We start from the raw sequence: 20,238 nt of genomic DNA on the forward strand, positions 1-20,238 counted from the left end.
AGATTGTGTACACCTCACAGGAACTCGGCGGCTCCGGAACAGCCGACATGCCGGACAGCTCGCACACCTCTGGCAGGAGGCGCCGCCTGACCACAGCGGTCCGAACCGGGATCGCCCGCGTTCTGCCCAGCGAGCCACTGGTGCGCAACGGCCATCTGCTGGCGATCAGTTCCCTGATCAACGCCGGGGTCGGCTCCCTTTTCTGGTTGCTCGCCACACACTGGTACGACGACGCCGTAGTGGGACTGGGTTACTCGGCCCTCTCCGCCTCTCTGCTCCTGGCCAACATCGGCCAGCTAAACCTAAACGACTTCCTGATCCGCTTCCTGCCCTGTTCCGGACGGCAAACCCGCAAGCTGGTGCTTACCTGCTACTCCGTGAGCGCCTCATGGAGCGCCGTGGTCGCCGTCGCCTTCCTCGCTCTCATCCCCGTACTCACGTCTGGTCTGGACTTCCTCCGCGACCCCACGGTCGGTTTCTGCTTCGTCGCGGCGACCGCCGCATACACCATCTTCGTCCTGCAGGACGGTGCGCTGACGGCGCTGAGTCGTCCCGGCTGGGTCGTAGCGGAGAACTCGGTCTTCGCCGCCGCCAAGATCCTGCTCCTCGCCGCCGGAGCCGCGCTGGCCCTGCAGTCGGGGATCCTCCTGTCGTGGGCCGGAGCTCTTCTCATCTCCCTCCTCGTGGCCAACTACCTTCTGATGCGGCGAGCGGTGCCACACCACGAGCGGGAGAACGCGCAAATGGCACGCCCACCGCGCCTGCTGGGCTACGCGGCGGCCGACTACGTCGGCTCGCTCTTCAGGATGGCCGCGTACACCCTCGTGCCACTGCTGGTGCTGAACACCCTGGGTGCGGCCCAAAGCGCCTACTTCTCGCTCGCCTGGATCATCGGCTATGTGTTGTTCCTGGTGGTGCGCAACATGGGCAGCTCGCTGGTGGTCGAGGCGGTGCGCCGGCCCGAACAGCTCGTCGAGCAAGCGCTACGGGTTCTGCGCCACTCCGGGATGCTGCTGGCCGGCGGCGTCGTCGTGATCGTGGCGGGAGCCCCTTGGATACTCGCTCTCTTCGGAGCCGGCTACTCCGAGCACGGCACCAATCTGCTCCGCCTGCTGGCCCTGTCCGCGCTTCCCAACCTGGTCTTCAGCGTGGCCGTGGATGTGCTGCGGGCCCGCAGGCGCCTGCGTCTGCTGGTCGGACTGCAGGCCGCCCTGTGCGTCCTGGTGCTGGGGCTGGCCGGATTCCTGCTGCCGGTGATGGGTGTGACGGGGGCAGGTGTCGCCTGGCTCGCGGCGGAGTGCCTCATCGCCGCGCCGTTGCTGATCTGGCGATCTCGTTGGCTGGTTACCACTTCCGGGAGGACCTCATGAACACCGCACCGAGCCTCTCGGTCGTCGTGTGCGCCTACACGCTCGATCGCTGGGACGATCTCCAGGCCGCCATCACCTCGGTACAGTCCCAGCGCCGTCCGGCGGACGACATTGTGCTGGTCGTCGACCACTGCCCGGGCCTCTACCGACTCGCCCGCCGCTGGCTGCCCGGCGTCCGAGTCGTGCCCAACCAGTACCAGAAGGGTCTGTCCGGCGCCCGCAACACGGGTGTGGAGGCAGCGGTCGGAGACGTAGTGGCCTTCCTCGACGACGACGCGACCGCCCACCCCTCATGGACCGACCGCCTGCTGACCCGATACGGCGACCCCGACGTCGTGGGCGTCGGAGGGCTTGTCGTTCCCTGGTGGCAGAACAGCAGGCCAGCCTGGTTCCCCCCGGAGTTCGACTGGGTGGTCGGCTGTTCGTACCGCGGTCTGCCAGAAGAGCCCTCCCCAGTACGCAACTTCATCGGAGCCAACATGTCCTTCCGAAGGGACACGCTGCTGGCGGTCGGCGGCTTCCGCACCGACCTGGGGAGGGTGGGGACCCGGCCGCTGGGCTGCGAAGAGACGGAGATGTGCCTGCGAATCACGTCCCGGCGCCCCGGCGCCGTGCTGCTCTACGACCCGTCGGCAGCCGTCCGGCACCGAGTCCCCTCGGCTCGCGCCGACTGGTCGTACTTCCGGTCGCGCTGCTATGCCGAAGGACTCTCCAAAGCATTGGTCGCCCAGCACAGCAGCGGCAACGCCGCCCTATCCAGCGAACGCACCTACCTCAGGTCGACCATCCCCCGTGCTTTCCGCCGTGCCCTGGGACCGGCCCGGCCCGCGCCGCTGCTTACCTGCGCAGCGCTGTCCTTGGGAGTTGGCGCCACCGCCGCGGGCTACGCCGTGGGCCGTGCACGTGCCCTGCGTTCCGCCCGCTCTTCGCCCGGCGCGACCACCGCCCCGGCACGAGAGCTGACGAGGGTGGGTCCGTCATGACACTCCAGCCCGTGCCCGTCTTCCTGTACCACTCGGTGTCCACGGCCCCGCCCTCGTGGATCGCACCGTTCACCATAAGTCCCCGCGTCTTCGAGGAGCAGCTCGACCTCCTCGCGGACAGCGGGTTGGAGGTCATCCCGCTGCAAAGTCTTGTCGCGGCGCTGCAGGGCGGTCCGCCCCTGCCACCCCGGCCAGCCGTTCTGACCTTCGACGACGGGTTCGCCGACTTCCATTCCACCGTGGCTCCGCTGCTCGCCGCACGAGGACTGCCGGCGACTCTGTACATCACCACGGGTGCCCTCGCCGGGCCCTCCGGCCCCTCCGAACGCGGAAGTCTCTTCCCACCTGCCTCGATGCTGACGTGGCGGCAGGTCTCGGAACTGGATGCCATCGGCGTCGAGATCGGGGGGCACACCCGGACGCACCCGCAGTTGGACGTCCTGCCGTGGCGCCGCGCTCGGGAGGAGATCGAAGGCTGCAAGGCCCAGCTCCAGGACGCGCTCGGACATCGCGTCGACTCCTTCGCCTATCCGCACGGGCTCTCGAGCCGCTCTGTCCGTCGCCTGGTGCGTGAGACGGGCTGGACCTCGGCCACGGCCGTCCGGTACGGATTCAGCTCCGGCGCGGACGAACCACTGCGCATCGCCAGGCTGATGGTGCGGGCCGACACCGGCCGAGATCGCTTCCGGTCTTGGGCGAGGGGTGCGGGTGGCCCCGTTGCGCCGTTCCCCGAGGGGGTGCCGACGAGGGCCTGGCGAACGTACCGGCGCCTACGAGTCGGCATCAACCGACCCTACGCGGCGCTGCCCCCGCCCTCGGGAACGCAGTGACGCATGTCCTTCCGTCACCGCTGCCAGACGCGAACCCAGTCCACCTTCATCTCGGCCGAGTCCACCGAACGAGGCGGCGACTTCGGTACGCCGACGGCGAGATTGACCAGGACTTCCATAGGGACATGGGGAATCCGTTCGGGCTCGGTCACCCGGAACCGCCGGACACCGTCCACGTACCAGCTCAGCTCGTCGGGGGTCCACAGCAGGGCGAACACGTGGTACTTGGCCGGGAATGCCACGGGTCCGTAGCTCCCTCGCGCACGGCTGTCGCCGTCCGGGCCCCGCCAGTGCGCGTACATGAAAACCCGCTGGGTGTCTCCGAGGAACTCCATGATGTCCAGTTCAGGGGGCGTGAACCGGGACGCGGGCATCATCCAGAAGGCCGGGAACATGCCGGCTTGCGGAGGAATCCTGATGGCAGCCTCGAAGTATCCGTACGTGAAGGTCGAGCGGGGACGTGCGTCCCAGTGGTCACGGCCGGTCGAGATCATTCCCGACTTCCAAGGGTACGTCCTGCCGTCGCTGCCCCGGGTCGTACGTCGCTCAGCGCTCAGGGTGAGGGCGCCCCGCCCCACGGACACCTGGCCGGGCAGGTACCACTGTTCCTCGTCGTTGCCGCTGTTGGTACACCCCTTGCGGTTCCAGTCGTAGCAGGTGGCCCACTTGTCCGTGTCGAGTTCCGAGCCGTCGAACTCGTCGTGGAAAGCCAGCTTCCAGTTTCCAGAAACAGGCGGCGCGGCCAGTCCCTGTTCCCCACCGCAGGCCACCGCCAGCAGCAGCACCATGGCGGCCAGTGCCTGTCGAAGCCGACGGGGAAGCATACGGCTACCACCGTTTCCTCGCCGCGACGTCGACGGTGAGGCGACGGGCGGCGAAGTCGGTGCCGGTGACGAACATCAGGAGCGGACCGAACGTGGGGGCCGCCGCGAGACCGGTGAAGTACAGGCCGGGCACGGATGACTCGAAACCGGACGAGAGGACCGGTGCGCCGGCAAACATCCGCAGCGCTTGTCTGAGCCCAGGCTCCAGCAGCTCGAGGCGGTGCATGTTGACCCGGTACCCCGTGGCTGCCAGGACGTGGTCGGCCACCAAGGTTTCCGACCCGCCGTGTTCGGTCACCAGTTGCAGGCACACCGTCTCATCCCTCGGCACGGCGGCAAGCAGTGTGCAACCGAGCAGGACCGGGAACCGACCGTCCGCCCGTTCCTTCAGCCACCAAGCGCCGGACGGCCTCGGCACCGTGCGCAGCAGTTGCATGCGCACCGGAGCCGGAAGAAGGCGACAGGCCGCGCCGCCGTGGCAGCAGGCGGCCAGCAGCGGACGGCCACGGCCGAGAGGCGAGTGCGGATCGAGCAGCCGCGGGTGATGAGGGCGGTAGCTTGCTCCGTCCGGCGGCGGTGGGTCGAAGACGATGGTCGCGGTGCGGGCGATCACAGTGACGTGGGCCCCAGCCTCGTGTAGCAGGGTCGCGTACTCCAGCGCGGACTGGCCGGCGCCGAGGACGGCCAGCCTTTGTCCCGCGAAGCGGCGCAGATCAGTGTGTTGGCTCGTGTGCGAGGCCAGGCCCGCCATGGTGCACTGGTGCAACTCCCGTGGGACGTAAGCGAAGGGAACCGCGCCGGTGGCCAGTACCACGGAGGCCGCGAGCAGTTCCTGGTCGGAGTCGAGGAGTAAGCTGAAGCCGCCGTCGGCAGTCCGTATCCGGCGCACCCGCCGTGGTTCCAGCTCGGGCACCAGGCGCTTCTGGAACCAGCGGCCGTAGTCGAGGTACTCCGCCAAGGGCACCGGATGACGATCACCCTCCGGAAGCACGCCCTGGGCCGCGCGGAAGTCCACGAACCTGTGCCCGAACTCGGGCGTCGCGATCGCTGACGCGGCTGGAACGGTCTGCAGGAACATGCCCTCGGGCATATGGGCCCGCCACGTCTCCATGGCCTCACCGAAGATTCTCAGCGGTACATGGGCAGCGCCGAGATAGCAGGCGGTGGCCAGGCCGTAGGGGCCGGCACCAACGATGGCGACCGGAACTCGGCCACCGGATCCTTCCGGGTTCTCTCGGACCCGATGTCCCCGTGATGGCTCAGACCGAGTGTCTGGTTCCGCCCGCACTGTTGCGCCTGGCCCGTCCGCACCCCCGGCCTCCGGGAGCGGCTCGGTGCCGGGTGGCGGCGGTGCCTCGTACGGAACCGGGCGCGGTTCCTCTGGCCGGATACCTCCCGGTCCGGGCAGCAGAGCCAGCACGGAGGTCACGGCCGCAAGTGCGATCAGCACCCGAGTCGTGGTGAAGGAGCCGCTGAGGTAGAACGGCTCGACGGCAAGGACGGCCAGGCACAAGCTGAGGACCAGAGCCATAAGGACGGTCTCCAGGACGACGGGCCACTCCCGCTCGCGCCATGGCGTCGGCCGGGCCCACCTGACCGCCGCGAGCCCCGGGCACAGAAGCAGGAACGCCGTGGTGATCAGCACGCGCAGAAAGGCCCCGTCCGGCAGGGTGATGGCCACGGCCAAGGCGATCCAGCCGGACAGCGCGAGCCCGAGGCGTAGCGCCCGGCGTGGCCGGAGTCCAGCGCGCAGCGTAGTCATGGCTGCTCCCAGTTGTCCGGGTTCTGGTACCGGAAGACCACGGCGTCTTTGTTGCGGTAGACGGGAACAAATCCCCATGTATCCGACATCGCGGTCTCCAAACGCTGCATGGTGTCGGCGGGCAGGGTTCCGGTGAGGTACAACTCAGCGGCCTGGGCGCGGCTCAGGATGATGTAGGCCGGTTCACGCACGGTCGCCCCCTCGATGAACGCTTCCAGGCCCTCCAACGGGTTCTCGGCCAGCCGTCGCAGGTCCTCGATGTCCTGTTCGTTGAGTTGGATCCGCGGGTGCTTTTCGTAATTCATGTCCAGGCCGGGCACGTCCGAGGTGAGGGAGACGATCAGCGCCCCGGGAGGTGTGGCGGCCGTGACGAAGCGAGCGGCGGCCACCTCGTCCTTGGTGAAGTAGTTCGCCGTTTCCTTGCCGTAGTAACCGAAGAGCGTTCCGCCCAGCATCGCCAGCAGTAGCGGACCGACGGCGAGCGCACCCAGTCGCGGACGCCTGCCCCACTGGAACAGCAGCGCGGAGATCATGAAGGCGGCCGCAGGCAGCGCGAACAGATAAGCACGGAAGATCATCTCGCCGCCGTAGGAGTTCGCCACCAGGATGGGCAGCGGAGCCAGCACGAGCAGCGGCATCCCCGTGCGGCGGACCCAGGGGCGGACGGCGAAGGCGATCGCCGCCAGGAGGAAGACCGCAGCGGACAGGCCTCGGTCGACCCAGGACACCAGCACCTGCCCCGGGGCGGCGGTGCCCAGGGTGGCCAACCCGGAGACCACGTTGGCGTCCGGCTCCGCCAACGCATCCAGGAACTCACTCAGATGGGCCGAGACATACGGCCGCGCGACGGTGGCGTCCCAGACCGTGGTCAACAGCACCGCGGCGGCCAGGACAGGCAGCACCACACGTCGGTTTCGGCGCGGAAGCGACAGCGCCACAAGCGCGCTGATCAGCATCAGCGGCGTCAACTGGTGCGAGCAGACGATCACGGCTTGGATCAGCACCACCAGAGCGAGTCTGCCGACAGGCCAACCCGTGGACGAACTCGAAGGCCTGCGCATCGACGACGACAGTTGTCCCAGAACAACGGCGATCACCACGACGAAGAGAAGGAACGCGAACGCCTGTGGTGCGAAGTAGTCCTGTCCCACCCACGAGCAGGAGTAGTAGACCCACGCGGCCCCCCAGATCAGCCTCCGGTCCCGGGTCACAGCCCGGTAGAGCAGCAGCAGAGGGGCGAGCAGCAGGACGTTCATGACGGGTGGAGCCCAGACCGCATAGCCGAGCGACGACTCCAGTCCCGTCGCCTGCACCACAAAGGCGTTGAGGTGGAAGAAGCCCGGCCACTGGTTGTAGACGTCGAGTTTCTCCACTACCGGCACGTTGCCGTCGTTCCGGATCATCGCGTCGACGATCGCGACGTGTTTCCACGCCCAGCCGTAGCGGAGCGTGGGGTACAACAATGCGGGCGTGGCGTGCAGTACCGCGATCAGCCCGAGAATGTAGGCCGCGAACCAGCCGCCGGAGGTGCGCCGGTCGGACAAGGACGCGCAGAAGCCGACAGTAAGCAGGCCGAGGGCGACCCAGAAGAGCACCGGCAGCACCTCGAGCAGGCCAAGGTCGTTCATCGCGCGCAGGTTTACGCCGCGCAGGGACACCAGCCACAGGGCAAGAGCGGCGGGAAGTGCGGACCGTACTGCCCATCGGACTGCTGTGGTTCGCCGTCCACCGCGCCAGAAAAAAGCGGATTCGCCAGGTCGCCGCCTATCGGCGCCGGCGCGTGACGCCACCCGACCGTTCGTCAGCGTCGAGCGCTTGCCCATGGAGTTGCCTCCCGCACAGAGGGTGCGATGACCAGGCCGGGCGACGTATCCAACGGCACTCCCGTTCGTCGGTACACGCCTACTCCCGTTCGTCGGTGCAACCAGCGATCCGTTTCCGACCAGTTTGAGGCATAAGTGCTAAGAGTTACGTTACTGCCGTTCGCTGTGATCGGCAGCGTGTGGCGGCTGGCGCAGAAGCGCGAGCCAGCGCGGACCTAATCGAATGGATCGATTGTCAGAGGGAGAGATCAGTGAGACCACGAGTGATGGCATGCCTCTCGCCGCGTCACCATATGAGGAAGACGCTCATGGCTGCGTCGGTAGCTCTGGTGGCACTTCTACCGACGGCGGGGTGCAGCGATTCAGAGAAGGGCAGTGGAGTCCCCCGGCCGGACCACGTCGTGGTCGTCATCGAGGAGAACCGCGGCTATGAGGACATCATCGGATCGCCTCAAGCCCCGTACCTCAATGAACTGGCCCGGCAGGGCGCCAACCTCACCCAGTTCTACGCCATCACCTACCCGAGCCAGCCGAACTACATCGCGCTGTTCTCCGGCTCCACGCAGGGTGTGAACGGAAACGACTGCCCCAACGACTTGACGGGCCACAATCTCGCCTCTCGGCTTCTGCAAGCCGACCTGACCTTCGTCGGCTACGCGGAGAGCCTGCCGAGCGTCGGCTACACCGGCTGCAACAGCGGCCCCTATGTGCGCCGGCACAGCCCCTGGGTGAACTTCACCGATCTACCGGCCTCCATCAACCGCCCATGGTCCGACTTTCCAAAGGACTTCTCGGACTTGCCGACGGTGTCCTTCGTCGTACCGAACCTCGACAACGACATGCACGACGGCAGCGTCCGGCGGGCCGACACCTGGCTGCGGGAGAATCTCGGGGACTACGCCCGCTGGGCGATGACCCACAACAGTCTCCTGGTGGTCACCTGGGACGAGGACGAGGGCGGCGAAGATGAGGACAACCACATTCCGACGATCCTGGCCGGCGAGCAGGTCCGGCCGGGCGACCATGCCCAGCCGAACAACCTGTACGGGTTGCTGCGCACCCTGCTGGACGCCTATGACCTCGACCCTCTCGGCCACAGCGCCGAAGCCGAGCCCATCGACGTCTGGAAGAACGCCCAATGACGGCGGGACAGCAGCCCGCTGCCGGGCTGGCACCCGCGACGGGCCGCTTCCCGCCATCGGGTGTACGGCGCGTCAGGCGTCGCGGAAGCGGATCACACGCTTGACGGCCGCCCGCAGCCTGCGCTCGGCAGCAGAGACGGGCAGCCGCTCACGGAAGTAGCGAGGGGATGACCAACTGTCCGCTCCGAAGCCCGCCTTGAAGCTTGCCAGCGAGGATCCCGGAGTGGAGTCCCCCATGTCATAGCACCCGCAGCCCGCCTCGCATGCTTCTTCGATCGCCAATCGATGGAGCAGGGCATTGGCCTTCAACGGATGGGCTAGCTCCCGGTTCATCGCCCCGCGCCAAAACTTGGCGTGCCGACCGTGTCGCAGTACGACAATTGACGCGCACGGTTCCCCGTCGCGCCACGCCACCCAGATCGCGCAGGATTCGCCGAGCCGGGCGGCCACTGCTGAAAGTCGTTGGCTGGGGAACCCCCTCCGCCTGCGCCAGCGGGCCAGCGCTAGCGGCTCGTTCTGCTGCCGGGCCCAGCGTTCGATCGATGCCTCGTACAGCTGGTAGAAGACGGGGGCGAGCCGACCGGTGCGGTCCACCTCCACCTCGACATGCTCCCTCTGCGCCCGGCGAACGTCCCGCCGCGCCCGCTTGTGGAAGCGGCGCTCCCACACGGTGCCGAAACCGCCGTCGAGGTTCACCACCTGCGTCATATGGGGCTCCGGCCGGAAATCTGCCGGGGCTGCCTTCTCCCACAGCGCGGTGTCCCCCGGCCGGAATCGCAAGCCGACCTGGAGAGCGGGCCGCCGCGCCAGGTCGCCGAAGACTGCCCGCGCCTTCTCCGGGCCGACGTCCCCCGCGACCACCGGCCCTCCGATCCCCCAGTCGGCCGGCCAGGATTCCTCTGCGTCCAGCCACCGTGGACGTCGTCTCCGGCTGACGAGCGGGAGCAGGATGCGGCCGCCATCGTCGAACTCGTAGAGCCGGCTGGCGTCCCGATACGCCCCCGTATCGGACAGGCAGTCGAGCCAGGTCGGTGTCTGGGTGACGCGGCAATCCGCGTCCTGTGCGGCCAGTTCCCACCACGTCTCGCGGGGTGCCGGAGTCGTGATATGGAGGGGACCTGCCGCGGTGTCGATCAGGAGTTCAGCGGTTGTATTCACAGCTTCTCCTGCAAGGGCGTGAGGTCCGCAAGGACGACGCTCGCGGCGCGAAGGCCCACGCGCCTCCACCTACCGAGCGTATGCGAGGCGAGCGGACCCGGCATCTCGAACGGCGGGCCTCCCCGAAGGCCGACCTCCGACCGCCCACGACACCTGCCGCTCAAGGGCCTCCGCTCCGTCGCCTTCTCCGTGACCTGGCATCGGGCTCCCTACCTCCGAACCCGTACGAATGTTGCCGTCTGACGCACCGTCGGCCGCCAGGTCGCCCACCCGCCCGACGCGAGCCTCAGGCCATGCGCCCGTCGTGCGCCATCACCTCGCTGAGCACCGGCACGATGTTGTCGGCGACCCAACGGTGGCTGCGCCCGTACCGGGCGGATTTCTCCACGTTCCCCGCCACATGCCACAGCCAGGTCAGCAAAGTGAACGCGATCTCTCCCCTGGAGTCGGGAGCAAGTGCCTTTGCTTCGGCAAGGAGCTGCCGGTCTTCGGGCAAGAGCGAAGCGGTCCGCACCACATCGGCGACGACCTGTCCGAACTGCCGCCTTCCAAGTTGATGCCGCATGGTCAGCACAAAGGTGTGGCAGTCGAGTAGGGACGGCCCGTCGGGGATGGCGCCGGCCCAGTCGATCACCCCGCACAGCGCCCCCTGCTCCTCCGTCAGCAGCACATTCCCGGGGTGGAAGTCGCCATGCGTCCAGGCCACCAGCAGGCTGCGGCCGATCAGTTCGCGCACAACTTGTTCGCGCAGCACCGTCAGGGCCTCCGCACCCATGCCTCGGCTGCACCAGCGGACCTCCTCGGCGAGGAGGTCCAGCCGGGGATCGACCCAGTCGGCCACCCTGGCCGTCACCTCCTCCGTTCGTCCGGTGGCGAGGTGCAGTTCGCGGATCGCCCTGAGAGCAGACACCGTGACCCGGCGGGCCATCTGCGGGGAGTGCTGCAACAGCACATCGGCTTCGATGCCGGGCAGGCGGCTTTCCACCACCAGCGGCAGCGGTCCATCCAGTCGGCGCCGTTCCACCACGGGCAGCAGCCGCCGCCACGGGCCGAGGCGCTCGTCACCAGCCAGCCGTCGCACAGCGTCGCATTCGTGTGCCAGCGATGCGGTCGCGCGTGCACTGCGGGGGTGCTTGACCACGGCGGGCTGTGTGCTGTCGCCGTCAAGATTGAACACCAAGAGATCGGAGAATGTCCGCCGCATCCTTCGGGGGACGCGGCGGCGGACATCGTCGGTGCTGAGCGAGTATGCCAACTTATGTGCGGCCAGCGCGTCGGCGGGGCGAGTCAGGAGACCGGCGGGGCGCAAAGGTATGAGGCCCCGAAGCTGCTCTGTGAACGTCATCCGGCCCTCCTTTCAGCCAGATGTTCACAAACCATCCAAGACCTTCCTCCTTTCATCGTCGCTGCTGCTCAGCCGAGGTGCGACTTGGTAACGCGCCCCGGTCGCACCGGTCTGACTGCCGGGGATCGAGTGGCAATGCAGGACGCCGCAGCCGATGCTGTATGTATACGTTGTACAGCGGTGCGCGCTCCATGTGGTCGCACGCTGAGGAGGCAGGCAATGGCGAACGACCCTCAGACAGGCGAGGCGCGCCGCGCCAGCGACCGCGGCCGTTACGGCAGGCTCAATCGGGAACGTGTGCTGGCCGCCGCCCTCGACTTGGTCGATCGCGAGGGGCTCTCAGCGCTGAGCATGCGCCGTCTCGGCTCCGAGCTCGGTGTGGAGGCGATGGCGCTCTACCGATACGCGGCGAGCAAGGACGCCCTTCTGGACGGCCTGGTGGAAGCCCTGTACCTGGAGCTGGAGGAGCGCCTGGAGGCCGATCCCGGCCCCGGCGCGGCCGACGCAGCCGCCTGGCGCGCCAAGCTCCACCGGATCGCCCGGACGACGTACGACATCTGCCTCGCCCATCCCGAGGCCGTTCCGCTGCTCGCCACCCGCATGCTGGCCGTCCCGCTGGCCCGGCGGCCGCTCGCCGTGTTGCGGGACCACGAGAGGGTGCTGGCGCTGCTGCGGCAGGCCGGCCTCGATGAAGCCCGCGCCTCGGCCGTCTTCCGGGCGTTCACCGCCTGGCTCCTCGGTTACGTGTCCGTGGAGCTGCAGCCCATGGTCGACAACCCGGACGAGCAGGAGCCGGCGTTCCGCCTTGGGCTGCACCGTATGCCGTCACAGGAACTGCCGCGGCTTCGGGAGACCGCCGCCGCGCTCGCCGAGCGTGGTGGGCCGGAGGCCTTGGCGGCCGGGCTGGACGCGCTGCTCGATCGCTTCGCGCGGGATTAGGTCGCCAAGGCTCCCTGGGACGCGCTTCACGCGGGAACGGACCGGCCTCCTCGGGCAGATGGTGTGTGCTGCGTTCAGTGCGCCGCGTTCAGCCTGGTCCGCTGCTCCGGTGTCAATTCCAGGTCTACGGCGGCCAGGTTCTCCTCCAATTGCGCCATCGACGAGACGCCGACGAGCGGGATGACCGGCAGTTCGCGTCCGATCAGCCAGGCCAGTACCAGCTGGTTGATGGTCGCGCCGGTCTCGCGGGCCACGTCCCGCAGTGCGGCGAGGCGGGCAGGGGTGCCGGGGTGGTCGTAGTCGGCCAGCAGCCGGTCGGGGTGGACGTAGGCGCCCTTCAGCAGGGGTGAGTAGGCGACCAGGGTCAGGCCCGGCTCGGCTCGTAGGTAGCCGAGCATGTCGGGGCCGACCGCGCCGAGGGTGCCGTCGGGGAACAGGTCGCTGGGCAGGTCGGTGCGGGGGCGCAGGTAGCTGTGCTCGTACTGGAGTACCTCGTAGGCGGGTAGTCCGGCCGTGGCGGCCAGGGTGCGGGCGCGGTCTACGCGCCAGGTGGCCTGGTTGCTTACGCCGAGGAGGCCGACCGTGCCCTCTGCGACGAGGGCCGCGAAGCCCTCTAGGGTCTCCTGCTGGGGCACGGTCGGGTCGTCGATGTGCGCGTACAGCAGGTCCAGCTTGTCCATGCCGAGGCGCTCGCGGCTGCGTTCGGCGGACTCTCGGATCACCTTTGCCGACAGGCCCTCGGGGTTGTCGGTGTAGCTGGTGCCGGGGGCCAGGGGGCGGGCGCCGAGTTTGGTGGCTATGACGATCTCGTTGCTGATGCCGCGGCTTCGGCGCCAGCGGCCGAGTAGTTGCTCGCTCTGGCCGCCCTGGCCTCCGTCCTCCCAGAAGGCGTAGTTGTCGGATGTGTCGATGAAGGTGCCGCCGGCCTCGACGTAGCGGTCGAGGAGGGCGAAGGAGGTCTCCTCGTCCGTTCGCGAGCCGAAGAGCATCGCGCCGAGGGCGAGCACGCTTACCTCGCGGCGGGTGGCCGGGTCGGTGCCGATTGTGCGGTACTTCACGGTGGTTCCTCCCGTTCGGCCGGTGGGTCCGGCTCGAGCAGGAGTCTTCATGTTGGAGAGCACTTGAAGTCAAGTGCTCTCGCTCTTACTTCGCGAAAGGGCCCTCCAGCGCCGCCCATTGGAGCAGCATGATGGTCTTCGCGTCGGCGATCTCGCCGGTTCGGATCATCTCCAGGGCCCTGCGGAAGGGGAGTTCGAGGATTTCGATGTCCTCGCCCTCCTCGTCCAGGCCGCCGCCTTCGTGGGTGTGGGTCGAGGGGCCGTAGGCGGCGGCGTAGAAGCTGACGCGTTCGGTGACCGAGCCGGGGCTCATGTAGACGTCGAAGACGTGTTGGACGTCGCCGATGGTGTGGCCCGTCTCCTCCACCACCTCTCGGCGTACGGCGAGTTCCGGGTGTTCGTCCTCGTCGTCGAGCAGGCCGCCGGGGGTTTCGATCAGCATGCCGTCGGGGTGGCCGTTGACGTAGACCGGGAAGCGGAACTGGCGGGTGAGCAGTACGGTTTCGCGTTCGGAGTCGTACAGGAGCATTGTGGCGCCATTGCCGCGGTCGTGCGTCTCGCGTTCCTGGGTGGTCCAGGTGCCGTTGGCGTGCTGGAAGTCGAAGGTCGTGGTGCGTTCGACGTACCAGTGGCTGGACAGGAGTTTCACGTCCCGGACCTTGACGCGGGGGTTGCCGGTGAGGTCGCGGCCGGTCTGGTCGAGTTCGGTGCGGCCGCGGCGGTCCGGGGTGTCTATGCCGGCGGTCATCGGGCACCGTTCCGGCGGCGGGGGCGAAGGACAGGCGAGTTGGTCATGTCTGCTTTTATCACTTCTCCCGCCGCCGGTGGGCGGGAGGGCTTCCCGCCCACCGGCGACTCGCCAGCAGCAGCCCCGGCCCCCTCAGAGAAAGCTGACCGTTTCTAAAGACTGAGCGGGAGTGAGTCCTGTTGCCAGGACCCATGCTCAGCCGCGTGCCCCGAACGGTGTTGGGCACACTGGTCGCCCGCTTTCGCTCCACCGCCGGGCGGCGCGCATCCGGTGCGCGGTCCGGGCAGGTGGGGGCGGGGTTCCTCACGCCCTCGGGTCTCCAATCGGGCCTGGATGGTCCGATGCCCACCACGATCACTCCGGTCGGGGTGGGGCGGTGCCGTCCTCCCCCAGCTACCGCTGGGAGGTGCCCCCAGCCTGATCGGATGCCCGAGGGCGCGTCGCCCGACCGCGATGCTCGCCGCATCGTGCCGGGACGTCTTACGTCGTGGGGTGGTCAGGGGTTTCTGCCAGTGCTGGGCGCCCCATCGGCTGGTGTAGGCCTGATCCACCGCCACGATGGCGATGTCCTGTTCGGCGGCCATCGAGATCAGCCGGGCTTTGAGTTTGGCGGTGGGGAAGCGGGAGATCAGGCGGCGGAAGCGTTTGTTGCGGCCGTGCTTCTCCCGGCTTCTGCCGTCGGTGAAGTCGAGGTCCTCGAGGGCGATCGCGGCGGCCTCGCACCGTTGGGTGTGGTGCAGCAGTCGGGTCAGCGTGTGCCGGATCTGGGCGTCGCGGTGTTCCGTGGTGCCCGAGAGTTCGTAGAAGAAGCGCTGCGGCTCACCGACCGGGTTGCCGTGCACATCCAGGTGCCAGGCGGCGAGGTGGTCGTCGTTCATGTCCACCCCGACCACTCCCCGGGCCAGCGCCGCGTCGAGTGGGAGGATCGGGGCGGCGGCGCGCTGCCAGGAGGCGGTCACGTACCAGCGGTCGCGGAGCACGTCGTGGTGGTTGCGGTAGGCCACCGCCCGGTTCACGGAGATCCGGTCGCGCCACTCCTGCCCCCGATGCTGGAAGCGTACGGTCGCGTCCAACACGTACCGGCCGTGCCGTGCATTGGCCAGGTGCGCCAGCGGGGCCGGGAGCTTGAGGGAGAGCTGTCCGGTGTCGGTGACGCGGATGGTCTCGTTGCCGAAGCGCTTGCCGGACTCCCCGTCCGCGGCCAGGAACATCCGCGACGCCCGCCACCGCTGTCGCCACTGCTGCTCGCTCAGTCCGGCCGCCTCCAGATGGTGGCGGGTGTTGGCGAGGCGCTTGCCGCCGCGCACCACGCGCACCCGGCCCGCCGCCCAGTCCGCCTCCACCACCGCCAACCGGTCACCGAGGGCCTGCTTGCGGCGGGACTTGGCATGCCACTCGGCGCGCGAGCCGTAGCCGCGCGCCAGCCCCTCTCGCTTGTCGGCCTTGGCGCCCAGCGGGCGGGCCAGCCGCGCCTCGATGGCGGCGATCTGCCCGCGCAGCCAGGCCAGATGGGCGGCCTGGCCGCGCCTGGCCAGCGCCCACTGGTCGTGGGTGGCCTTGGTGATGCTGCCCGCCCAGCGCGCCGACGACTTCCCCGTCAAGCCTTGCTTGCGCACCGCCCACGCGGCGGCATCGTGCTCCAGGCCCTGCCGCGAGCGTTCCGCGAGATCACCCGCGGCCAGCGAACCGAGGAACGCGCCGACCTCGGCGAGCACGGCCGCATCCGTTTCCGATACCCGCAGTCGGTCCCGAATGGCCACCCCGGCGGGGCCAGGCACCACGAACGACGGCGCCAACTCCCGCAGCCCACCCACCCTTCACCTCCACCCGCTGGAAAATCTCCGTCATGGCAGTCAACGAGCACCACCCGCAAAGGTCACGCATTCGGCCCAGGAACTCCAGTTCCCATCGCGGCGGGCGAGGAAGGCTTCCAGGCGGGCGCGCAGGTCGGCGTCGAAGAAGCGGGGGTCGGCCGGGGTCAGCATGGAGGTGAATACCCGGAACGGGTTACGTGCCAACTCCTCGCCGTCTACAGGGCGGAAGGCGGTCGAGACGACGGGTACGGCGCTGGCGGCGGCCTCGCGCAGATCGTAGAAGCCGACGGGATGCATGCCCAAAGCGCCGAAGATGCGGGCGACTTGTTGGAGTTCCTGTGGCGTTCCGACCCTGATGGCACCGTGCCGCTCGGCGGTCACGCGGCTGATGGAGCCCAGGCGTTCGGCGTCGGCTCCCTGTTCGCGGAGGACGTCTTCGCTGACCTCGCAGGAGACGTCCACGAGCGTGGTGTAGGCGGGAACCTCGTGGCCGTACATCTGCGACAGCCGCGCCGCGAACGCGGCTCGCAGCCGCCACTGACTGATCATCGACATGGTCGAGGCCTTTCGATCGGAGTTCACACCACGTGGGCTTCGGGGCGGACCTCGGCACCGTCGCGGAACCGGTCGGCGCTGAGCGGGGAGATGTCGGTGAACGGCTCGCGTTCCAGGTACAGGTCGCGTACGACCTCGCCGACGGCGGGCGCCTGGAGGAAGCCGTGGCCCGAAAACCCGGTTGCGTAAAGGAAGTTGGACAGTTCGCCGGAGCGGCCGATCAGTGCGTTGTGGTCGGGGGTGATCTCGTACAGGCCTGCCCAGCCGTCGACGGTTCTCATGTCGGCCAGTGCAGGGGCCCGTTCGCGGGCGACGTTGCGGAACAGCTCGAGCCATTCCGGGGTCCAGGTGGTGTCGAAGCCGTCCTGCTCGTCGGGGTCGGCGAGGCCGAACAGCAGGCCGTCGTCGCTGTTGTGGAAGTAGGCCGAGGAGGAGAAGTCGATGGTGAAGGGGATGCGGGGCGCGGGCGGCGTGAGCGGTGCGGTGAACGCCAACTGCCGTCGTACGGGGCGTATCGGGAGGTGGACGCCGGCCATGGCGCCGATCCGTCCCGACCAGGCGCCTGCCGCGCAGATGACGGTGCCGCAGGCGATACGGCCCTGGTCGGTGCGTACACCGACGACCCGATCCCCGGCGGTGTCGATGCCGGTGACCGCGGTGTGCGTGGCGATGGTGACGCCGGCGCGGGCGGCGGGCTGCGCGTATCCGTTGACGACCAGTCCCGGGCGGCAGTGGCCGTCGGCGGGCGAGTACGCGGCGGCTACGAGGCCGTCGGTGCTGATGTAGGGGCACAGCTTCTGCGCTTCGTCGGGGCCGATCATGCGGCTCGGCACGCCCAGGCTGTTCTGGATGGCGACGTTGGCCTCGAAGGCGGCGGCCTGCTGTTCGCTGGTGAGGAGGAACAGGTAGCCGACGGTGTCGAGCTTGATGTCGGCGCCGGGGCGGTGCGGGAAGTCCTGGTAGGCGCGCAGGCTGCGTTTGCCCAGTTCGATGTTGAGGGGATCGGAGAATTGGGCGCGGATGCCGCCGATCGGCTTGCCCGAGCTGCCGCGGCCGAGGTCGTCGCGTTCGACGACGACGATGTTGTGCACGCCGGCCTCGGCGAGGTGAAACGCGATGCTCGCACCCATCACGCCGCCCCCGATGATCACCACATCGGCGGAGGTCGGAACGGTGCGGAAGGCGGAGGAGGACAACGGGCCACGCTCCCATCCATGGGCCGCCCGCGGGACGGGGTACGCGGACGGGTCTGTCCGTCCTGCGGGTGGCGGAGGTTGGTCGGTACGGGGTGGGTGCCGAGGAGCTATCTGTCATCTGTGCTCTGCGTCATCGTGCAGCAACCCAACCGTTGACGTCTATCAACGGTTAATGCTTCTGATCTTTTACGATCACTGAATGGACTGGCCGAGTGCACAGCTGCGTTCGCTGGTGGAACTGACCAGGCGCGGCACCATCACCGCGGTCGCGGAGGCCCTGGGCTACACCCCCGGCGGGGTCTCGCAGCAGATCGCCGCGCTGGAGAAGGCCACCGGCATGGAGCTGCTGCGGCGGGTGGGGCGCCGGGTCGAACTCACCGACGCCGGGGCGACGTTGGCCCTGCACGCCGAACGCATCCTCACCACGGAGGCCGAGGCCGTCGAAGCGCTGGAGCGCACCCGCAACGAGGTCTCCGGGACGCTACGGATCGGGCTCTTCGCGACGGCCGCCGCCGAGATCCTGCCGCCCGCCCTGCAGCAGGTACGCGCACTGCATCCGGGCGTGACCGTGCGCAGCCGGGACATGGACGTGGACGAGGTGTACGACGCTGTCGCCGGCGGAGCGGTCGATCTTGCGCTGGGGCTGGACTATCCGGACGTACCGATCCCGCGCGATCCGTCCCTGCGGGTGACGGAGCTGTCCCGGGAGCGCTTCTCGCTCGCGGTTCCCGCCGGGGCGATGCCGGGGCGGCGCAGAATCTCCCTCGCGGACACCAGGGAACGGAGATGGATCCTGCCGTCGGTGAGGCAGCTACTACGGCCGGGCTGTGCTCACCGCGTGCCGCCGGGCCGGTTTCGAACCGCAGGTGCTGCACGAGGTGACGGACACGGCCGCCACCCTCGCCCTGGTCGAGGGCGGGGTCGGCGTGAGTGTGGTGACGGATCTGATGCTGCGGCTGCGGCCGTCCCGTATCGATGTGCTGGAGCTGGAGGAGGTGATGGAGCGTCACATCGTGGTGGTTTTCCTGTCCTTCGCCGAGCATCGGCCGACGGTGGCAGCCCTCGTCGATGTGCTGCGGGCCTCGGCGGACCGGCTGCCGCCCGGAGCGGTTTAGTGCTGTGACCGCATGTGTTCACCGGGGTTGGGCTGGAGGGTTTCGGCGATGCGCCGTGTCGTACGCCGTCCGGCCCCGTCCCTTCTGCGGCCGGGATGCCAACCGGGTCATGAGCTGGCTAAATGGCAGAGCGGTCCAGGGCCGCGGGGTGCGGTAAGCAAGGAGGACTGGTATGGCACATGTTCGTGTGAACGGCGTCGGCCTCTTCTATGAGACGGTCGGCGCCGGCGATCCGCTGGTGCTGGTGCACGGCTCCTGGGGCGATCACCACAACTGGGAACCGGTCTTGCATGACCTGGCCGAGCAGTACCGGGTACTCGTCTACGACCGGCGCGGCCACAGCCAGAGTGAGCGCCCGCCGGGGCAGGGCTCTCGCACCGAGGACGAGGACGACCTGGGCGCGCTGATGGAGGAGCTGGGATTCGCGCCGGCGTATGTCGCGGGAACCTCCTTCGGTGCGTCGATCGTTCTGGGGCTGGCCATCCGACGCCCTGAACTCTTCCGGGGCCTGATCGCCCACGAGCCGCCGCTGACGGGCATCGTCGCTGGAGAGCAGGATTTCCGGCCACTCATGGACGCCACCGACCGGAAAATCGACTCTGTCCTCGCCCACCTGCGCGCGGGCGAGACGCAGGCCGGAGCCCGCCAGTTCATGGAAGAGGTCGCCCTCGGACCTGGCGCCTGGGAGCAGCTCCCGGAACAGATGCGTGAGACGTTTCTGCGTAATGCGCCCACCTTCCTCGACGAACAGCAGGATCCCGACTGGGCGATGCTGGACCTCACGGCCCTGTCGCGTTTCACCGAGCCCGCGCTGGTGACCAGGGGCACCGACAGCCCGCCGTGGTTCGCCACCATTGCCACCCGGATCGCCGAGGCCTTGCCGCAGGCACGGATGCACACATTCGAAGGGGCCGGGCACATCCCTCACGTGACCCACCCGCAGGACTTCGTGGATGCAGTGACCCGGTTCCTTCAGACAGCAGGCCGGCCGTAGTACACGGAGGGCCAGTTGTGAAACCGCACGGGTTCGCCGGGTTGGTCAGGCTGCGGCTGCGAGGGAGTGGCCGAGATGACCAACACGGAGGAGCCCGAGCCGCCGGTCGCGCAGGTGTCCGCGAAATAGCCGGCTGGTCGGCCGCATTGCGGCGGGGCCGGGCCCGGCCAGGGACACCGGCCCGGCCCCGCCGTGAGCCCTAGGTCGGCTGTTCGTCCTGCGCCGGATGTACGTACGGCTCCCCCACCGGTACGGCACTTCGCAGCGAGCGGATCATCGTGCCGAGCAGCGGGTTGGTGTTCTCGCTGCGGTGCAGGGCCAGTACGTGGCGGAAGGCCGAGCGCTGGGCGAGTCGGGTCGCCTCCACCATGTCGCCGGACGGGTCGCCGGGTGAGTGGCCGAGGCCCGGCATGATCGCCACTCTGAGGCCGGTGGACACCAACTCCCGTACGACGTCGTAGTTGTTGCTACGGAAGGCGACCGCGGCCTCGAAGCCGGCCGCCGCGCACAGGCGGGTGAGTGAGAGTGCGCCGGCCGTTTCTGGCGGAGGAGCGCGTGCGCGCCGCTATGCGGAGCAAGGGG

The 20,238-nt window shown here is 68.7% G+C and carries 16 protein-coding genes and 3 pseudogenes; 8 read left to right on the forward strand and 11 right to left on the reverse strand.

Features of this window, described 5'->3' with window-relative positions; translation table 11 throughout:
- The first annotated feature begins 5 nt into the window (after positions 1-5).
- Genes OHT21_RS04445 through OHT21_RS04455 form a run of 3 tightly spaced genes read left to right on the forward strand, consistent with a single transcriptional unit; the run spans position 6 to position 3,183 of the window.
- The gene (locus tag OHT21_RS04445) at positions 6-1,370 is read left to right on the forward strand and encodes a lipopolysaccharide biosynthesis protein (protein WP_328766886.1); all 1,365 of its coding nucleotides are present in this window, start codon (positions 6-8) and stop codon (positions 1,368-1,370) included.
- Positions 1,367-2,353 (forward strand): glycosyltransferase family 2 protein, encoded by a 987-nt coding sequence (locus tag OHT21_RS04450; RefSeq protein ID WP_328766887.1) that lies wholly within the window; start codon positions 1,367-1,369, stop codon positions 2,351-2,353. The genes OHT21_RS04445 and OHT21_RS04450 overlap by 4 nt, the downstream gene beginning before the upstream one ends.
- Positions 2,350-3,183 carry a polysaccharide deacetylase family protein gene (locus tag OHT21_RS04455; RefSeq protein WP_328766888.1) on the forward strand — a complete coding sequence of 278 codons (834 nt, stop codon included), beginning with the start codon at positions 2,350-2,352 and terminating at the stop codon, positions 3,181-3,183. Before OHT21_RS04450 ends, OHT21_RS04455 begins: the two co-directional genes overlap by 4 nt.
- Positions 3,184-3,197: 14 nt before the next feature.
- On the opposite strand, the gene OHT21_RS04460 is transcribed toward OHT21_RS04455, so the two are convergent.
- Genes OHT21_RS04460 through OHT21_RS04470 form a run of 3 tightly spaced genes read right to left on the reverse strand, consistent with a single transcriptional unit; the run spans position 3,198 to position 7,397 of the window.
- Positions 3,198-4,007 (reverse strand): glycoside hydrolase family 16 protein, encoded by an 810-nt coding sequence (locus tag OHT21_RS04460; RefSeq protein WP_328766889.1) that lies wholly within the window; start codon positions 4,005-4,007, stop codon positions 3,198-3,200.
- 4 nt (positions 4,008-4,011) lie between these two features.
- The gene (locus tag OHT21_RS04465) at positions 4,012-5,769 is read right to left on the reverse strand and encodes an FAD-dependent oxidoreductase (RefSeq protein ID WP_328766890.1); all 1,758 of its coding nucleotides are present in this window, start codon (positions 5,767-5,769) and stop codon (positions 4,012-4,014) included.
- Positions 5,766-7,397 carry a glycosyltransferase gene (locus OHT21_RS04470; protein ID WP_328766891.1) on the reverse strand — a complete coding sequence of 544 codons (1,632 nt, stop codon included), beginning with the start codon at positions 7,395-7,397 and terminating at the stop codon, positions 5,766-5,768. Before OHT21_RS04470 ends, OHT21_RS04465 begins: the two co-directional genes overlap by 4 nt.
- A 503-nt stretch (positions 7,398-7,900) precedes the next feature.
- Here OHT21_RS04470 and OHT21_RS04475 point away from each other — a divergent pair.
- Positions 7,901-8,734 carry an alkaline phosphatase family protein gene (locus OHT21_RS04475; RefSeq protein WP_328766892.1) on the forward strand — a complete coding sequence of 278 codons (834 nt, stop codon included), beginning with the start codon at positions 7,901-7,903 and terminating at the stop codon, positions 8,732-8,734.
- 72 nt (positions 8,735-8,806) lie between these two features.
- Here the strand turns inward: OHT21_RS04475 and OHT21_RS04480 are convergent, their stop codons facing one another.
- Together OHT21_RS04480 and OHT21_RS04485 are read right to left on the reverse strand one after the other, a co-directional pair.
- Positions 8,807-9,892, reverse strand: coding sequence for a GNAT family N-acetyltransferase (locus OHT21_RS04480; RefSeq protein ID WP_328766893.1), 1,086 nt, complete (start codon positions 9,890-9,892; stop codon positions 8,807-8,809).
- A 286-nt stretch (positions 9,893-10,178) separates the two neighbouring features.
- Positions 10,179-11,069, reverse strand: coding sequence for a phosphotransferase family protein (locus tag OHT21_RS04485; protein WP_328766894.1), 891 nt, complete (start codon positions 11,067-11,069; stop codon positions 10,179-10,181).
- A 387-nt stretch (positions 11,070-11,456) separates the two neighbouring features.
- Between OHT21_RS04485 and OHT21_RS04490 the strand changes: the two genes are divergently transcribed.
- Positions 11,457-12,176, forward strand: coding sequence for a TetR/AcrR family transcriptional regulator (locus tag OHT21_RS04490; RefSeq protein ID WP_328766895.1), 720 nt, complete (start codon positions 11,457-11,459; stop codon positions 12,174-12,176).
- A 74-nt stretch (positions 12,177-12,250) separates the two neighbouring features.
- On the opposite strand, the gene OHT21_RS04495 is transcribed toward OHT21_RS04490, so the two are convergent.
- The 5 genes and pseudogenes from OHT21_RS04495 to OHT21_RS04515 form a co-directional block, all read right to left on the reverse strand.
- Positions 12,251-13,234 carry an aldo/keto reductase gene (locus OHT21_RS04495; RefSeq protein ID WP_328766896.1) on the reverse strand — a complete coding sequence of 328 codons (984 nt, stop codon included), beginning with the start codon at positions 13,232-13,234 and terminating at the stop codon, positions 12,251-12,253.
- 85 nt (positions 13,235-13,319) lie between these two features.
- Complete coding sequence (locus tag OHT21_RS04500; protein WP_328766897.1) at positions 13,320-13,982, reverse strand: NUDIX domain-containing protein; 663 nt, start codon at positions 13,980-13,982, stop codon at positions 13,320-13,322.
- Positions 13,983-14,134: 152 nt separating this feature from the next.
- The gene (locus OHT21_RS04505) at positions 14,135-15,796 is read right to left on the reverse strand and encodes a transposase (RefSeq protein WP_328766898.1); all 1,662 of its coding nucleotides are present in this window, start codon (positions 15,794-15,796) and stop codon (positions 14,135-14,137) included.
- A 93-nt stretch (positions 15,797-15,889) separates the two neighbouring features.
- Positions 15,890-16,345, reverse strand: a pseudogene (locus tag OHT21_RS04510) (2-oxoadipate dioxygenase/decarboxylase family protein); the annotation flags it as partial.
- Between the two features lie 29 nt (positions 16,346-16,374).
- Entirely contained in the window at positions 16,375-17,547 is a 1,173-nt protein-coding gene (locus OHT21_RS04515) for an NAD(P)/FAD-dependent oxidoreductase (RefSeq protein WP_328766899.1), read from the reverse strand.
- Positions 17,548-17,746: 199 nt separating this feature from the next.
- On the opposite strand from OHT21_RS04515, the pseudogene OHT21_RS04520 reads away from it, so the two are divergent.
- The 3 genes and pseudogenes from OHT21_RS04520 to OHT21_RS04530 form a co-directional block, all read left to right on the forward strand.
- Positions 17,747-18,280, forward strand: a pseudogene (locus tag OHT21_RS04520) (LysR family transcriptional regulator); the annotation flags it as partial.
- Between the two features lie 94 nt (positions 18,281-18,374).
- Entirely contained in the window at positions 18,375-18,662 is a 288-nt protein-coding gene (locus tag OHT21_RS04525) for a LysR substrate-binding domain-containing protein (RefSeq protein WP_328766900.1), read from the forward strand.
- A gap of 172 nt (positions 18,663-18,834) precedes the next feature.
- Positions 18,835-19,656 (forward strand): alpha/beta fold hydrolase, encoded by an 822-nt coding sequence (locus OHT21_RS04530; RefSeq protein ID WP_328766901.1) that lies wholly within the window; start codon positions 18,835-18,837, stop codon positions 19,654-19,656.
- Between the two features lie 199 nt (positions 19,657-19,855).
- On the opposite strand, the pseudogene OHT21_RS04535 reads toward OHT21_RS04530, so the two are convergent.
- Positions 19,856-20,173 (reverse strand): annotated as a pseudogene (locus OHT21_RS04535) (LysR substrate-binding domain-containing protein); the annotation flags it as partial.
- Between the last annotated feature and the right edge of the window lie 65 nt (positions 20,174-20,238).

Origin of the sequence: Streptomyces sp. NBC_00286 (assembly GCF_036173125.1) — a bacterium.
Taxonomy (GTDB): Bacteria; Actinomycetota; Actinomycetes; order Streptomycetales; family Streptomycetaceae; genus Streptomyces.

Excerpts from the sequence above, each read along its gene's own strand:
- OHT21_RS04530 (WP_328766901.1), top strand. The coding sequence starts at position 18,835 with ATGGCACATGTTCGTGTGAACGGCGTCGGCCTCTTCTATGAGACGGTC.
- OHT21_RS04450 (WP_328766887.1), top strand. The coding sequence starts at position 1,367 with ATGAACACCGCACCGAGCCTCTCGGTCGTCGTGTGCGCCTACACGCTC.
- OHT21_RS04490 (WP_328766895.1), top strand. The coding sequence starts at position 11,457 with ATGGCGAACGACCCTCAGACAGGCGAGGCGCGCCGCGCCAGCGACCGC.
- OHT21_RS04465 (WP_328766890.1), bottom strand. The coding sequence starts at position 5,769 with ATGACTACGCTGCGCGCTGGACTCCGGCCACGCCGGGCGCTACGCCTC.
- OHT21_RS04475 (WP_328766892.1), top strand. The coding sequence starts at position 7,901 with ATGGCTGCGTCGGTAGCTCTGGTGGCACTTCTACCGACGGCGGGGTGC.
- OHT21_RS04455 (WP_328766888.1), top strand. The coding sequence starts at position 2,350 with ATGACACTCCAGCCCGTGCCCGTCTTCCTGTACCACTCGGTGTCCACG.
- OHT21_RS04460 (WP_328766889.1), bottom strand. The coding sequence starts at position 4,007 with ATGCTTCCCCGTCGGCTTCGACAGGCACTGGCCGCCATGGTGCTGCTG.
- OHT21_RS04500 (WP_328766897.1), bottom strand. The coding sequence starts at position 13,982 with ATGACCGCCGGCATAGACACCCCGGACCGCCGCGGCCGCACCGAACTC.
- OHT21_RS04470 (WP_328766891.1), bottom strand. The coding sequence starts at position 7,397 with ATGAACGACCTTGGCCTGCTCGAGGTGCTGCCGGTGCTCTTCTGGGTC.